The organism is Pseudoalteromonas sp. SR44-5, from assembly GCF_014163675.1.
Lineage (GTDB): Bacteria > Pseudomonadota > Gammaproteobacteria > Enterobacterales > Alteromonadaceae > Pseudoalteromonas > Pseudoalteromonas rhizosphaerae.
Genome location: NZ_JACJDT010000051.1, coordinates 1,298 through 16,757, shown reverse-complemented (window position 1 = coordinate 16,757; position 15,460 = coordinate 1,298). Strand labels below are relative to the sequence as shown.

Sequence of the window (15,460 nt, the reverse complement as noted above, 5' to 3'; positions counted from 1 at the left end):
CTCCCTATGGAAAAGCTAATCGCACAGATAAAACAAGGTAAAGTGTGGCCGTTTCCAGGTGGCATTCATCCACCGGGACAAAAAACAATTTCCAACAGTCAAGCAATCGCCCGTTTACCTTTGCCTGACAAACTCGTTGTGCCATTAAAACAACATATTGGTGCTAACGGTCAACTGATCGTCGAAAAAGGCCAACAGGTACTTAAAGGGCAAGCACTTACAAAGCCTGTTGCGAATTGGTCGGTGCCAATACACGCCCCGACTTCTGGTACTATTACTGATATTTGCCAAATGCCGTCTGCGCATCCATCGGCATTGCCTGAATTGTGTGTAATTATTGAGCCCGATGGCCAAGATAGCTGGTGTGCGTTAGCACCGGTGACAACACCAAGCCAGCTTTCTCACGAGCAACTTATCGATATTATTCATGACCGTGGTATTGCCGGTATGGGCGGTGCAGGATTCCCAACTTATATTAAAGCAGATAGTCGCAAAGCAATTGAGTATTTTATTGTTAATGCAGTGGAATGTGAGCCCTATATTACTGCTGATGATGTACTAATGCGTGAGCATGCTGCAGGCATTATTGCTGGCATAGAGATCATGCAGCAATTGCTTACACCAACACTTACTATCGTTGGTATAGAAGATAACAAACCAGAGGCCATCGCAGCCATGCAGGCAGCGGCTGAGTATAATGACAAAATAATCATTCAAACAGTTCCTACTGTTTATCCTTCTGGTGGTGAAAAGCAATTAATTAAGCTACTTACCAATAAAGAAGTCCCTAGTGGGGGAATTCCAGCAGATATCGGTGTGTTAGTACAAAACGTCGGCACTTTATTTGCTGTTCATCAAGCTGTCTATGAAGGTAAGCCACTAATTGAACGTGTTATTACGGTAACAGGTAATACAATTCATAATCCGGGTAATGTATGGGCTTTATTAGGCACTGAAATAAAACATCTACTTGATTGCCAAGGCTTTTCACCAGTGCCACAGCAACGCGTTGTAATGGGCGGCCCTATGATGGGCTTTACTTTGCCAACGGTGCGTATCGGCGTGGTAAAAACCACTAACTGTATTTTAGCCCCAGATCATGATGAGCTGGCAGAGCCCGGCCCTGAAAAAGCCTGTATTCGTTGTAGTGCTTGTGCTGATGCCTGCCCTGCTTCACTGTTGCCTCAGCAACTACAATGGTTTGCTAAATCAAAAGAATACGACAAACTGAAAGAGCATAACCTGTTTGATTGTATTGAATGCGGTGCTTGCGCGTATGTGTGCCCAAGTGAAATTCCGCTGGTGCAGTATTACCGTGTGGCTAAAGTTGAAATAAAAGAACAGCAAGCTGAGCAAGTTAAAGCTGAACGTGCGAAAGAGCGCTTTGAACTTCGAAAACAACGCCTAGAGCGGGAGCAAGAAGCACGACAAAATCGCCATAAACGCAAACCAGCTGCTGAAAAATCGGCTGACGAAAAACAAAAAATTGCCGATGCTCTAGCACGCGTTAAAAACAAACCAGCAAAAGATGACGACAAATCAGCTGTGGCCGCTGCAATTGCTCGCGCCAAAGCTAAAAAACAAAATCAAGAAGCAACGCTTGAACCAGATAACAGTGACGTAGCATTAGAGCGCGCAGCGCGCAAAGAGCAAGCTCGCAAATACAAAGAGCAAAAAGCCGCAAGCAGTACAGCTGCTGATCCGGATGATAAAAAGTCAGCCGTGGCCGCTGCGATTGCCCGCGCTAAAGCGAAAAAAGCGGCGGCATCAGAAGATGAAAGCGATAACACGACTGCTGCACCTACTGATGATAAAAAAGCCGCTGTAGCCGCTGCAATTGCTCGTGCTAAAGCAAAAAAGGCAGCACAGGCTGAACCAGCAGCAAGCGTAGAAAACGACAACTCTGAAAGTGAAGTCGCTACAGCCTCACCTGCCGATGATAAAAAAGCCGCTGTCGCTGCTGCAATTGCCCGTGCAAAAGCGAAAAAGGCAGCACAAGCAGCAAGCGTAGAAAACGACAGTTCTGAAAGTGAAGTTACTTCAACCTCACCTGCCGATGATAAAAAAGCCGCTGTCGCTGCTGCTATTGCTCGTGCAAAAGCGAAAAAGGCAGCACAAGCAGCAAGCGTAGAAAACGACAGCTCTGAAAGTGAAATTACTACAGCCTCACCTGCCGATGATAAAAAAGCCGCTGTCGCTGCCGCCATTGCCCGCGCGAAAGCGAAAAAGGCTGCACAAGCAGCAAGCGTAGAAAACGACAATTCTGAAAGTGAAGTCGCTACAGCCTCACCTGCCGATGATAAAAAAGCCGCTGTCGCTGCCACTATTGCCCGCGCGAAAGCGAAAAAGGCTGCAAAAGCTGAACAAGCAGCAAGCGTAGAAAACGACGATGCTGAAAATGAAACTTCGGCTACAGCGATAAACGAAGCTGAAATCGCTGAAGATAAACCAGAACAGACCGCACAAGATAAGAAAAAGGCCGCTATTGCCGCTGCGATTGCCCGTGCAAAGGCTAAAAAATTACAACAAGAAGGAAGTGATAAGTAATGAAGCTAACGATGGCCAGTTCGCCGCATAGCCACAGTCATAAATCACTTAGCAGGTTGATGCAAACAGTGATCTTAGCCTGTATTCCTGGACTTATCGCACAACTGTATTTTTTTGGTACGGGTGTATTGATCCAGCTAATTTTAGCGTTAGTCACGGTTAGTATCAGTGAAGCCATTATTATGCTTATTCGCAAGCGCCCTGTATGGCCTGCGCTTGGAGATGGCAGTGCATGGCTTACTGCGGTCTTATTAGCATTAAGTATTCCGCCACTCGCCCCATGGTGGGTTATTGTGATCGGTAGCTTTTTTGCCATCGTCATTGTTAAACAGCTCTATGGTGGCCTTGGTTTCAATTTATTTAACCCTGCCATGGCTGCATACGTGTTATTGCTTATTTCGTTCCCTGTGCAAATGACCACTTGGATGCCAGTTAGTGACTTACTGGCAAACCCAATTAGTCTTACTCAACAGCTTAGCGTTATTTTTAATGGCTTTACCAGTGCAGGTTTTAGTGTTGATCAACTTAGAGTTGGGGTTGATGGCGTAACAATGGCCACACCTTTGGATACCATCAAGACTGATATCGCTCATGGTTTAACCGTATCTGAAAGCATGCAAGCCGCTATTTTTAATAGTTGGCTAGGACAAGGTTGGGGCTGGGTAAATCTTGGCTTTTTAATCGGTGGCTTATACCTTATTAAAGCCAAAGTTATAAATTGGCATATCCCAGTTGGTGTACTTGCATCAATTGCTGTGTGCAGCGCAATTGGTTATATCGCAGCACCTGGTACTGAGCCTGGTGTGGTATTTCATTTATTTAGTGGTGCAACCATGTTAGGGGCCTTTTTCATAGCCACGGATCCGGTTTCGGCAGCTACCACTAATCGCGGCCGGTTAATTTACGGCGCATTGATTGGTTTATTAGTTTATTTGATCCGTACTTTTGGCGGTTACCCAGATGCCATGGCGTTTGCTGTGTTACTACTCAATATGGCCGTGCCACTGATAGACTATTACACTCAACCACGTACTTATGGCCATGGGGTGAATAAATGATTATTTCATCAATGACAAAAAATGGCGCTATTTTAGCCCTGTTTGCCCTGCTCACTACCGGTGCTGTTGGTATTATCCATAACCTCACGGCTGACAGTATTGCAGAGCAAGAGCGCAAACAACTTTCATTACAGCTGCAAGATGTACTCGCCCCTGATTTTTACGATAATACTCTTTATCAAGATTGTGCCATCATTGATGATCCACTACTTGGTAATAAACCACAAACCGTTTATCGTGCTCGCAAGGGTGGCCAACCTGTTGCTTTAGTAATGCGCCACGTGACGCCAAAAGGTTATAGCGGCGATATAAGTTTATTAACTGCCGTATTTGCAAACGGAGACGTTGCCGGAGTACGTGTTACTAAACACGAAGAAACGCCTGGTCTTGGTGATAAAGTAGAAATGAAAAAATCTCTTTGGATCACCTCATTTAAAAATAAAACTGTACTTGATGACGACGATACTCGCTGGGCTGTAAAAAAAGATGGCGGAGACTTTGATCAATTCACTGGCGCTACCATTACACCACGCGCCGTGGTTGGCTCAGTAAAACACGCTGTGTTATTCTCAAAAAACAATTTCGATGCGGTATTTAGTGCTGATAACGCATGCCAAGTAGGTGAGCCATGAGCCAATTAAAAGAACTGTTTAACGAAGGAATGTGGAAAAACAACCCTGCCCTCGTGCAATTACTCGGTTTGTGCCCACTACTGGCCGTAACATCAACGATAACCAATGCAATGGGCCTCGGTTTAGCCACTCTGCTGGTATTAGTTGGCTCGAACGTCACAATTTCTGCGGTGCGTAATTTCGTGCCAAAAGATATCCGCATTCCTGTATTTGTGATGTTTATCGCAGGCTTTGTAACCATAGTGCAGCTATTAATGAATGCCTATACGTTTGGCTTATATCAATCGCTGGGAATATTTATTCCACTGATAGTTACTAACTGCGCTATTATCGGCCGCGCTGAAGCGTATGCCTCTAAGAACCCGATTCATTTATCAGCGTTTGACGGTTTAATGATGGGCTCTGGCTTTATGGTAGTACTGGTTGTGCTTGGCGCAATGCGTGAGTTGATCGGCCAAGGTACCTTATTTGATGGCGCCGATTTACTACTGGGCCCATGGGCATCGGTTTTACGCATTGAAGTATTTAGTTTTGATAATCAATTTTTGCTCGCTATTTTACCACCCGGTGCATTTTTAGGTTTGGGCTTACTGATTGCTGCTAAAAATGTCATTGATGCGCAAATAAAAGCAAAACAAGTAGCACCACCAGTGGCCGAAAAAGGCCCACGAGCAAGGGTCACCAGTTTAACTTAAGGGGAAGCGCACAGTATTTACTGTGCGTTTAAGTTGCATGAATAAAGAAAAACGATACGAAATACTCTCTCGCTTGCGCGAGCAAAACCCACATCCAGAAACCGAGCTTGAATATTCAAGCCCGTTTGAACTGTTAGTTGCGGTAACGCTATCAGCACAAGCAACTGACGTTGGGGTAAATAAAGCCACCCGTAAGCTCTTTCCCGTCGCCAATACGCCGCAAGCAATTTTAGATTTAGGCCACGATAAACTTCGCGATTACATTAAAACCATCGGTTTGTTTAATTCTAAAGCTGCCAATGTGTACAAAATGTGCCAAATTTTAGTTGATAAGCACAACAGCGAAGTGCCTGAGAATCGTGAAGCCCTAGAAGCCCTACCCGGCGTTGGCCGTAAAACTGCCAATGTGGTACTCAACACCGCCTTCGGCTGGCCGACAATCGCGGTAGATACCCACATAGACCGCGTATCAAACCGCACTAAATTTGCTATGGGTAAGAACGTTGTTGAAGTAGAAAAAAAGCTATTAAAAGTTGTACCAGCAGAGTTTAAAGTAGATGTACATCACTGGCTCATTTTACATGGACGTTATACCTGTGTGGCGCGTAAGCCAAAGTGTGGCAGCTGTATAATTGAAGATTTATGTGAGTTTAAAGAAAAGACTGAGTAACTAATTTTTAATTGAAATATTAAGATAATCATACGATATGTGCCCTACGTATGATTATCTTAATTTGAAAACCTCAAATAAACGCTTAACCTTTAAACATTACCGGACATAAACTCTATACTCCCAAGGCGCCAACTTAAGGCTTGCGTCTTCAGTAAGCGTTGCCTTTTGTTTGCTAAATAGCTCTGTATATACTCCAGCTGTTTGTGGACCCATAAATTGAATATCTTGCTCTTTATCAGAAAAATTAATCACAACAAACACTTTATCTTTGGTATTTTCGCGGATAAAACTAAACACCTCTGTCGGATTAGTATTATAAATACGCTCCATTGTCGCGCCATATTCACCATGCCACAACGCACTATTTTGTTTCTGCAAAGCTAAGAGCTTCTGAATCAATGGCTTAAATTTATGTTCTTTCCATTCGATAGGATCTTTTTCAAAAAACTCAAGCCGCTTAATATTCCCAGCTTCAAGTCCATTATAAATTAATGGCATACCTTCACCGACAATAGACAATACGATTGCTGTCGCTACTTTTTCTTCGCTACCATAACGCTCAAACACGGTTCCTTCCCATGAATTAGCATCGTGATTTGAAACATACGTCATCCGATAGCTATTTTTCGGATACGCTCCCTCATTCCATGAATAGTATACAAACAATCTATTTAAATCAGCGTGACCACTTAAAATATCATGAATAGCTTCCTGCCAAGACCATGCATAAGTAGCATCAAAAGCTTTAGCATGTAAATCACGCATTTCCCATTCAGCTAACATAAAAACGGGCTTGATCGCGTCTAGCTCCGCCCTAACGTTTTCCCAAAAATCGAGAGGAACAAAACCAGCTACATCACATCGATAACCATCAATATTTACTTCTTTGACCCAATACTTCATTGCATCAGTCATGTATTCACGCATTTCTGGTACGTTATAATCAAAGTCGATTATGTCTGACCAATCCCACCACGGCGTAGGTTGAAAATTACCTTGCGAATTTTTTGTATACCAATTTGGATGCTTATGTCTTAATTCATTATCCCAAGCACTATGATTTGCTACCCAATCTAGAATAACGTACATACCTAATTCGTGAGCAGCGTTAACAAAGCTTTTTAAGTCATCTAAGGTACCAAACTCAGGATTAACACCGTAGTAATCTTTTACTGAATAAGGGCTACCCAGCGACCCTTTTCTGTTTTCTTCGCCAATCGGATGAATCGGCATTAACCAAAGAATATCGACGCCAAGTTCTTTTAATCGTGGTAGTTGATGCTCAGCGGCTGCAAATGTTCCTTCAGGTGTGAACTGTCGCGTATTAATTTGATAAAAACTTGCGTTCTTACTCCACTGAGGATGCGTTAACTTCACATATTCTTGTGGAACATAATTAGAGGAAATATTTGTTGTCTTAGTTTTTTTACTTATATTAGTGCAGGCACACAGCCCTAAAAATAGTAATATTATTGAAAGGTTTTTCATTTATAAAGCCCCTTAAACGATTAAGTTTTAACAATATGCGATGTAGTGAAATTATTTTCAACAAACTATTAACATGAATACGTATGTAAGTCTTAATGCCTATCTACGATAATTATCATTCGGTTGGCCTACCATCGCGGTAGATACCCACATAGACCGCGTATCAAACCGCACTAAATTTGCTATGGGTAAGAACGTTGTTGAAGTAGAAAAAAAGCTATTAAAAGTTGTTCCAGCAGAGTTTAAAGTAGATGTACATCACTGGCTTATTTTACATGGTCGTTATGTTTGTACAGCCCGCAAACCAAAATGTGGCAGTTGTATTATTGAAGATTTGTGCGAGTTCAAGGATAAAACTGAATAATGTTTATTCTTTTTTGAGCCAATAAGTAAACTTTAAATTTTTATCTTTGCTGTTGGTTTTTTGCATGCATTATTTAACTGCTAATGGCTAACAAATTACATTAAAATGACGGTATTCTTATTCAATTTTTAGTACTTCGATTTTAAGTAAAGAAAACAATAAATTTCCTAAAAAATGCTTGTACATAGCTTCTATTTCTTCTTTAGATATAGTTCCACCACGTATAAGGACTTCTTGCCGCTCAGCTGGCTCTTTTATGATAAACCCGGTAGAACTGAACCCATTTTTTTCATAAAACGCTTTGCGCTTAACTCTTTGTTGATAGTTTTCTGTCTTTTCATCAAGCTCCTCAATAGTGAGTACTATTCTTTTATTTGAATGCTTTTCATTCATAGAATCCATTACTTTGCTTCCGTAACCACTTGAGCGGAGCAATTCAGATATAGCAAAAAACTTTACACAGATAATTTGTTTATATTCTTTAGTGTAGAGAAAACCAACCCATTTATTATTATCATAAATAATATCAAAGCCATTTTTTCCATTCCTCATTCTGTATTTAACAAGCCATTCTGGTAGTCTGTGAACTTTTGGAAAAGCTTCGAAAAAAAGGTCTATAACTTTTGAATAGTTAAAATCATGTTTGTTAAGTGGGCGAAAAGTGATCATCATATTAACCCTGCAAGCCAATCAACAGTTAAGATAGTAGTAAAAACCTTTAATCCAATCAAACCGAAAAATATGAATATAAATGTAACTTTAATTTTTTTACTTTTTATATTATTCCAAGATAGAAGTTTTGCTTGAAATTCACTTTTTAGCTCATCAATATCCTCTTTCATACATAATTCCCTATCTCGTGCTGTAATTATATCAACTACAACACAGTTAATATGAGTTACCAAATTAACTTTGTAACTAAAAGTTCCGATGATGCCTAATGCAAACACATGATCTTTGCTCTTTAGGATTTCAACTACCAGCATTTTGAAAGCTAGTTACATCTTCCTTCCTTATATCTAAGTTGGCCAACCATTGCTGTAGATACGCATATATTCCGTGTATCAAACCGTACTAAGCTTGCTATGGGTAAAGACGTGGTCGCGGTTGAACAAAAGCTTGAAAAAGTGATCCCCAAAGAATTTAAAGTAGACGTACACCATTGGCTAATATTACATGGCCGTTATGTTTGCATAGCCCGCAAACTAAAATGAGGCAGCTGTATTATTGAAGACTTGTGTGAGTTTAAAGATAAAACTGAGTAGATATAGACCCAAACCTGTAGATAAAACACCTTCATTTTAAACGATTATTAATTATAAACCTCAATTATCAGGCTTATAAGAATAAGCTCAGTGATTAATTCGCATTCCAGTCTTTTTTTCTGTTTATTAAAGTAGGTGCCTAACTTTGGCACCTTTCATTTTCCATACCTTGTAAATCAATTTAAATAAAATCTGTTTATTCGTGATTTGGCGTAATTATTAGAATATTTTCAAAGTATTAATTTCACAAGCGTCAATCCTTTAGTTATGCTGTTGAGCATTATGAAATTTTATTGCGAGAATTCCTATGTTACCTATACTTCGTATCTTGTTAATCGAGCAAGACCCCGCCACCTTGCAAGAGCTTTCTACTAATCTGTCGAAAACCATCCCAAATTTTGAGCGAGATGATATTCATATCGATATTATTGAGCGTCTTGAGCTAAAACAAGCATTGGACATTGTAGAGGAAGATGGCGATATTCAGGCCGTAGTGCTTAGCTGGGATTTGCAAAATAAGGTTGGCGAGCGCACTTATAGTCGCTTTATCGAGCAGTTAAAGGGGATCCGCCTTGAGTTGCCTGTTTATGTTATTGGCGATGATACGAAAGGGCTAGAAATCGTTAATGAGTCGGAGGAGATTGAGTCTTTTTTCTTTAAAGATGAGGTGATTTCTGATCCTGAAGCAATTTTAGGCTATATGATCAACGATTTCGATGACCGCTCAGAAACCCCATTTTGGACGGCGTATCGCCGTTATGTTGGCGAAGCGAACGACTCTTGGCATACACCGGGACACAGCGGTGGCTCTAGCTTTAGAAATTCCCCTTATATCAAAGATTTTTATCAGTTTTATGGTCGTAATGTGTTCGTTGGCGATCTGTCGGTTTCAGTGGACTCTTTAGGTTCATTGTCAGATAGCACCAATACCATTGGCCGTGCGCAAGAGTCAGCAGCGGCGACGTTTGAGGTTAAGCATACCTATTTCGTTACCAATGGGTCGTCTACCTCAAATAAAATCATCTTGCAGACATTGCTGCGCAAGGGCGATAAAGTGATTATCGACCGCAATTGTCATAAATCTGTGCACTATGGCATTTTACAATCAGCGAGTTTACCTGTTTATTTGTCGAGTATTTTAAATCCAAAATATGGCATCTTCGCGCCGCCGTCGTTGGCCGACATTAAACAGGCGATAGAACAAAATACCGATGCGAAATTGCTAGTCCTCACCGGTTGTACTTACGATGGCCTACTGAGCGATCTGAAACAGGTGGTAGAGTTTGCCCATCAACATGGTATTAAAGTATTTATTGACGAAGCGTGGTTTGCTTACTCTCTGTTTCATCCAAGCCTACGATACTATTCCGCCATTCATGCTGGCGCTGACTACGTCACCCATTCAGCACATAAAGTGGTATCGGCGTTTTCTCAGGCGTCTTATATTCATGTTAACGATCCCGATTTTGATGCTGATTTCTTTCGCGAGATTTACAGTATTTACGCCAGTACATCGCCAAAATATCAGCTTATCGCATCGCTTGACGTGTGCCAAAAGCAGTTAGAGATGGAAGGCTATAAGTTACTCAATGCTTTGTTGAACCATGTGGAAGAATTTAAACAACAGATGGCTTCACTCAAACAAATTAAAGTACTAGGTAAGCAAGACTTTATGGAAATATTTCCGCACTTTAGTGGTGATAACATGGGTCACGATCCGCTAAAAATTCTCATCGATATTAGCGAATTACCTTATTCATTAAAGGATATTCATAAATACCTGCTGGATGAAATTGGCCTAGAAATAGAGAAGTACACTCACAGCACCATCTTAGTGTTACTGACGCTTGGCGGCACGCGCTCAAAAATAATTCGTCTTTATAATGCGCTCAAAAAACTCGACAGCGGTAAAGTGAAGTTGTCAAAATCGACGCGACGATCTCGCTTGCCTGAGAATCTACCAGCAATAGACTTAGCGTGTATTCCAAGCGATGCCTTTTATGGCGAGCGTGAATCTGTGCCTATCGGTAAAAGTAACAACCGTATTTGTGCCGGTTTAGTCACCCCCTATCCACCAGGTATTCCTCTTTTGGTGCCGGGACAGCATATTACTGAGGAACATATAGAGTACCTTAAAGAGTTAGCAGGACAAGGTTTGACGATTCAAGGGAGTTTTGATGGTGAAATCTATGTTCTTAAGGGCAAAGTTCAAAAGTAAAAATATACTTTAATACAGTCGAACTCCTTATAACGAAACAGCAATGTCACACGATATTGCTGTTTAGTGCGTTATAATTCTAGGCCACGTTAATAGAACTTGGTGTGCTAAGCTAATGTTAATATTAGGTAATATCACGTCAGAATTTAAAGATAAGACAGAGTAAATAATACGAAGTATAGTAGATTAAAGAACTGACCCTGACACTACAAAAATAAATGAAGCGGATGCGTAATAATGCTAGTTAAGAACAAAAAAACGCTTACTTTAATGCGCATTGCTGCATTTATTGTCACCATCATGAGCATATACTTTTTTGCCCCTTGGCAGTTTGCTTTATATTACTTGCAACCGCTACCGGCGACGATCAAAGAACAAACACAAGAGGCTATTGAACAAGGAGTCGATGGCATTATTGTGTATATTCATAGACAAGGACAGCAACCTGAATCTTTTGCAAACGGTTGGCATAATCGAGATCAAAAAATCCCCGCTTATGCTACTGCTTTGTTTAAGATTGGCAGTATCCGTAAGCTGTATGATGCATCAGCCTTAACAAAACTTGCCTCTGCTGGACTAATTGATGTAGATAAAACACTGGCTGATTATCTTCCATCGTTAATTGGACGCATTGAAAATGCAGATAAGATAACACTACGAATGATGGTAAAGCACAGAAGTGGCATACCCAATTACACAGACACTGATCATTTTGATTGGTCAATCACCTACCCCGACCCGCTTGCATTAGTACTCGATACTCCCGCTGATTTTAGCCCTGATGCTGATTACGGCTATTCTAATACTAATTATTTGTTGCTGCGGAAAATCATGTCTAATGTGCTGGGTTATGACCATAACCAATTTATTAAAAACGAGATTTTAACGCCATTGGGCTTAACGAATACCTTCGAGTCTGTAAATGAGATAAATTTAGCGCTATTAATGAGTGGCTATTATGTTGGCTACGAAAATGATTTTAAAGCACTTGATCAAGGGTATGTGGCAACAGCACAAGATGTGGGCGACTTTATTGTGGCATTAAATAATGGCACATTTTTTAGTGAACAAGAGCAAGCTTTGTACGCATCACTCTATAAATATGAGCACACAGGTTGGGTATTAGGGTATTCAAGCATTGCTCGTTATTATAAAGATATCGATACAGTCGTTGTGCAGTTTATAAATACTAATGGCAATGATACTGTGTTGCTCACAGAAATAATTTATAATCGGATTATTGATATTTTAACAGCGCAGCAGTAGTTACAGAGTAGCTGCGTTATCAAAAATTTATGTGAATTTTAAAGAGGGTTTAAATGCGTTTATTACACACCATGTTACGGGTTGCTGATCTAGATAAATCAATTGCGTTTTATACTCAAGTACTCGGCATGAAAGAGTTACGCCGTGCTGATAACGAAGAGTATCGCTATACCCTAGCCTTCGTAGGCTATGGCGATGAAAAAGACACAGCAGTACTTGAGCTGACCTATAACTGGGATACCGACAGCTATGATTTAGGCAATGCCTATGGTCATATCGCGATTGAGTTTGATGATATCTATAAAGCCTGTGCTGATATCAAGGCCGCTGGCGGCAATGTTAGCCGTGAGCCAGGACCTGTTAAAGGCGGCACAACAGAAATTGCTTTTGTAAAAGATCCAGATGGCTACTCAATTGAATTAATTCAGAAGAAAGAAAATATGAGTAAATTTTAGCAAATATATGTAATAGGTTTGCTAATCCGCTTTTTATTTATTTAAGCTCAACTCTGATACGATATTAAAAAAGGTGCTGTATGCACCTTTTTATCGTAATTGACTGTCTTTACTGCCACGTCGGTTAAACCCTTTAGAAAGCGTGCCTTTACCTTCTAGTTCAGCTTGGCAACTTACACAATACTTCACACCAGGTAACGCGAGCCTTCGTGCTTGTAGTATTGGTTCATCACATTCTTCACATAGCTCGGCACTAGCTCCAGAAACTAAATTACTTCTAGCATATTGCACAGCATCATTAACGCTGGCATCAATTTGATCTTGAATTGCACCCTCTCGTGCCCATCCACTTGCCATATAACCTCCTATTTATTTGGACGTTTATATGTACGCTAACATAGATGAAGTTTATTTAAGCTGAATATAAGAAAGGGAAAGATACTAATAAAATTTAGGAATTATTATATAAAAGATTTAATTTTTAGATTTTAACTTGGATGAATAATTCTGAAGTAACTATAGAAATGCAGTTAAACTGATGTTACAGGCTTTTTAATAAAAGCTATCTTACTAATAAATAGTAAGTTTCGTCCCAAGAGATTAGTACTCTTGTTAACGTTGTGTATAGAGAGTGCGGTGTCACACTTTCTTGCACATTACTTAAAAAAAGTAAATGGCGTCCCCAAGGGGATTCGAACCCCTGTTACCGCCGTGAAAGGGCGGTGTCCTAGGCCTCTAGACGATGGGGACACAGAATATGTGTCACTAGGACAACTGAATGGTTTAACTCGTTTTAGGCGAGCTGCTTAATAACACTGCACTTCCCTATTTAAAATAAGTAAGTGGCGTCCCCAAGAGATTAGTACTCTTGTTAACGTCGTGCATAGATAGTGCGGTGTCACACTGCTTTATACATTACTTAAAATAAGTAAGTGGCGTCCCCAAGGGGATTCGAACCCCTGTTACCGCCGTGAAAGGGCGGTGTCCTAGGCCTCTAGACGATGGGGACACAGAATATGTGTCACTAGGACGACTGAATAGTTTAACTCGTTTCAGGCGAGCTGCTTCATAACACTGCACTGACTATGAAAATAGTAAGTGGCGTCCCCAAGGGGATTCGAACCCCTGTTACCGCCGTGAAAGGGCGGTGTCCTAGGCCTCTAGACGATGGGGACACAGAATATGTGTCACTAGGACAACTGAATGGTTTAACTCGTTTCAGGCGAGCTGCTTAATAACACTGCACTGACTATGAAAATAGTAAGTGGCGTCCCCAAGGGGATTCGAACCCCTGTTACCGCCGTGAAAGGGCGGTGTCCTAGGCCTCTAGACGATGGGGACACATAAATGTGTCACTAGGACAACTGAATGGTTTAACTCGTTTCAGGCGAGCTATCTTAATAACACTACACCTACTATAGAAATAGTAAGTGGCGTCCCCAAGGGGATTCGAACCCCTGTTACCGCCGTGAAAGGGCGGTGTCCTAGGCCTCTAGACGATGGGGACACATAAATGTATCACTAGGACAATTGATTAGTTATGCTCACATCCTGAGCTGATTAAGGTAATTGCGATTAAGTACAAATTAAGACTCGAGCTTAACTTGTTCGCTATTTTCTCGGTTTACCCGCCTTTAACTTATAAAAGTTAAGTGGCGTCCCCAAGGGGATTCGAACCCCTGTTACCGCCGTGAAAGGGCGGTGTCCTAGGCCTCTAGACGATGGGGACACAGAAAACTGCTACCCTAGGACAAACACTTTAATAAATTGGTGGAGCTATGCGGGATCGAACCGCAGACCTCTTCACTGCCAGCGAAGCGCTCTCCCAGCTGAGCTATAGCCCCAATTTATTTTGCTAAACACTTGCGCAGTTAAACCGTGCTGTGTATCGCTGAGTGCGGGGCGCATTCTATGCAGCCACCAAAATAATGTCAACATTTTTTTCAGTAACTTTCTTTAAACGGTTTAATTTTCAACAAACTGAATAATGAATAAACCGCGACGCTCAAAATACATGCAAGGGAGCTGTTTCAAAACAAAAATTAGGATTGAAAGGCGCACAATATAGATTAACTAAGGTGAAATATACTCTAAAACATCAAAACAATAAGGTATACATTTATATGCAAAATAAAGTCGGAGTGTTTTCTTGTTTTTCATAACAACGTTTTCATCACCAAGTAAAACGAATTTAAGATGAACATACGAGCAATTAACTGTAACGCCCCCGCTCTATTGTCAGTTATTTATATGATCACAGAGGCTCCATTAGTTACAGTCGGTGTTTTATATCAATCGTATTTAACTAACGGTATTTGGATTTTGCAATGCGATTGACTGTAACCTCCTCCTTCATGATTAAAAAACAAATCCGCTTTTGACTAACAGGCACCACTAGCTATTGAAGTGTTGCATTAAATAATGAGTAAATTGATTGCACATATAGATTGAATGTAAGTAAATTGGCTATAAAACAATCTCAATCTTACTGCATTGATTATAAAACCTGCATCTAAAACATTTTTCCTCATTCAAGTGTTGACACATTTACAACTCTATCTATAATAGCGCCCCACAACAACGCAGCAATGAGTTGTTGTTTAGATGTGAGATTAGCTCAGTTCTAAGAAAAGAGAGCATCACCGCTATTTACAAGTAACGGCGAGGTTCACTGGTTAAAGTCCAGTACTATTTATTTTAATAGTAGCGTTTTAATTTATATGTGGGTGATTAGCTCAGTTGGGAGAGCATCGCCCTTACAAGGCGAGGGTCACTGGTTCAAGTCCAGTATCACCCACC

General features: G+C 40.8%; 12 protein-coding genes, 8 tRNA genes and 2 pseudogenes. 11 read left to right on the top strand and 11 right to left on the bottom strand.

Going from position 1 to position 15,460, the window contains the following annotated elements; translation table 11 throughout:
* Positions 1-6: 6 nt before the first annotated feature.
* From rsxC to nth, 5 genes are read left to right on the top strand one after another with little or no spacing between them, the layout of a single operon-like run.
* Positions 7-2,547 (top strand): electron transport complex subunit RsxC, encoded by a 2,541-nt coding sequence (gene rsxC / locus H5154_RS19645; protein WP_182719346.1) that lies wholly within the window; start codon positions 7-9, stop codon positions 2,545-2,547.
* Positions 2,547-3,605, top strand: a complete 1,059-nt coding sequence (gene rsxD / locus H5154_RS19640) for an electron transport complex subunit RsxD (protein ID WP_182719345.1) — start codon at positions 2,547-2,549, stop codon at positions 3,603-3,605. The genes rsxC and rsxD overlap by 1 nt, the downstream gene beginning before the upstream one ends.
* The gene (gene rsxG, locus H5154_RS19635; RefSeq protein ID WP_182719344.1) at positions 3,602-4,237 is read left to right on the top strand and encodes an electron transport complex subunit RsxG; all 636 of its coding nucleotides are present in this window, start codon (positions 3,602-3,604) and stop codon (positions 4,235-4,237) included. Before rsxD ends, rsxG begins: the two co-directional genes overlap by 4 nt.
* The gene (locus H5154_RS19630; protein WP_145240717.1) at positions 4,234-4,932 is read left to right on the top strand and encodes an electron transport complex subunit E; all 699 of its coding nucleotides are present in this window, start codon (positions 4,234-4,236) and stop codon (positions 4,930-4,932) included. The genes rsxG and H5154_RS19630 overlap by 4 nt, the downstream gene beginning before the upstream one ends.
* A gap of 37 nt (positions 4,933-4,969) precedes the next feature.
* Positions 4,970-5,602, top strand: a complete 633-nt coding sequence (gene nth / locus H5154_RS19625; RefSeq protein ID WP_145240715.1) for an endonuclease III — start codon at positions 4,970-4,972, stop codon at positions 5,600-5,602.
* Positions 5,603-5,701: 99 nt separating this feature from the next.
* On the opposite strand, the gene H5154_RS19620 is transcribed toward nth, so the two are convergent.
* Entirely contained in the window at positions 5,702-7,093 is a 1,392-nt protein-coding gene (locus H5154_RS19620; RefSeq protein ID WP_182719343.1) for an alpha-amylase family glycosyl hydrolase, read from the bottom strand.
* Positions 7,094-7,208: 115 nt separating this feature from the next.
* Between H5154_RS19620 and H5154_RS19615 the strand changes: the two are divergent.
* A pseudogene (locus H5154_RS19615) lies at positions 7,209-7,457 on the top strand (endonuclease III); the annotation flags it as partial.
* Between the two features lie 117 nt (positions 7,458-7,574).
* Here the strand turns inward: H5154_RS19615 and H5154_RS19610 are convergent.
* Positions 7,575-8,129 carry a GNAT family N-acetyltransferase gene (locus H5154_RS19610; RefSeq protein ID WP_182719342.1) on the bottom strand — a complete coding sequence of 185 codons (555 nt, stop codon included), beginning with the start codon at positions 8,127-8,129 and terminating at the stop codon, positions 7,575-7,577.
* Positions 8,126-8,443, bottom strand: a complete 318-nt coding sequence (locus H5154_RS19605) for a hypothetical protein (protein WP_149980691.1) — start codon at positions 8,441-8,443, stop codon at positions 8,126-8,128. Before H5154_RS19605 ends, H5154_RS19610 begins: the two co-directional genes overlap by 4 nt.
* Positions 8,444-8,482: 39 nt before the next feature.
* Here H5154_RS19605 and H5154_RS19600 point away from each other — a divergent pair.
* From H5154_RS19600 to gloA, 4 genes and pseudogenes are all read left to right on the top strand, one after another.
* Positions 8,483-8,671 (top strand): annotated as a pseudogene (locus H5154_RS19600) (endonuclease III); the annotation flags it as partial.
* 358 nt (positions 8,672-9,029) lie between these two features.
* Entirely contained in the window at positions 9,030-10,940 is a 1,911-nt protein-coding gene (locus H5154_RS19595) for an aminotransferase class V-fold PLP-dependent enzyme (protein WP_145240707.1), read from the top strand.
* 234 nt (positions 10,941-11,174) lie between these two features.
* The gene (locus tag H5154_RS19590; RefSeq protein WP_182719354.1) at positions 11,175-12,206 is read left to right on the top strand and encodes a serine hydrolase; all 1,032 of its coding nucleotides are present in this window, start codon (positions 11,175-11,177) and stop codon (positions 12,204-12,206) included.
* Between the two features lie 53 nt (positions 12,207-12,259).
* Positions 12,260-12,661: a lactoylglutathione lyase gene (gloA, locus tag H5154_RS19585; protein WP_145240703.1), complete on the top strand. Its 402-nt coding sequence runs from the start codon at positions 12,260-12,262 to the stop codon at positions 12,659-12,661.
* 90 nt (positions 12,662-12,751) lie between these two features.
* Here gloA and H5154_RS19580 read toward each other — a convergent pair whose 3' ends face one another.
* The 8 genes from H5154_RS19580 to H5154_RS19545 all read right to left on the bottom strand — a co-directional run bounded on the left by H5154_RS19580 (position 12,752) and on the right by H5154_RS19545 (position 14,505).
* Entirely contained in the window at positions 12,752-13,018 is a 267-nt protein-coding gene (locus H5154_RS19580) for a DksA/TraR family C4-type zinc finger protein (RefSeq protein ID WP_145240701.1), read from the bottom strand.
* A gap of 317 nt (positions 13,019-13,335) precedes the next feature.
* A tRNA-Glu gene (locus H5154_RS19575) sits at positions 13,336-13,411 on the bottom strand.
* 183 nt (positions 13,412-13,594) lie between these two features.
* Positions 13,595-13,670 (bottom strand) — tRNA-Glu (locus H5154_RS19570).
* A 90-nt stretch (positions 13,671-13,760) separates the two neighbouring features.
* Positions 13,761-13,836 (bottom strand) — tRNA-Glu (locus tag H5154_RS19565).
* 90 nt (positions 13,837-13,926) lie between these two features.
* Positions 13,927-14,002: transfer RNA gene (locus H5154_RS19560), tRNA-Glu, on the bottom strand.
* A gap of 90 nt (positions 14,003-14,092) precedes the next feature.
* Positions 14,093-14,168: transfer RNA gene (locus tag H5154_RS19555), tRNA-Glu, on the bottom strand.
* 146 nt (positions 14,169-14,314) lie between these two features.
* A tRNA-Glu gene (locus tag H5154_RS19550) sits at positions 14,315-14,390 on the bottom strand.
* A gap of 39 nt (positions 14,391-14,429) precedes the next feature.
* Positions 14,430-14,505: transfer RNA gene (locus H5154_RS19545), tRNA-Ala, on the bottom strand.
* Positions 14,506-15,385: 880 nt separating this feature from the next.
* Here H5154_RS19545 and H5154_RS19540 point away from each other — a divergent pair.
* A tRNA-Val gene (locus H5154_RS19540) sits at positions 15,386-15,458 on the top strand.
* Positions 15,459-15,460: the final 2 nt, after the last annotated feature.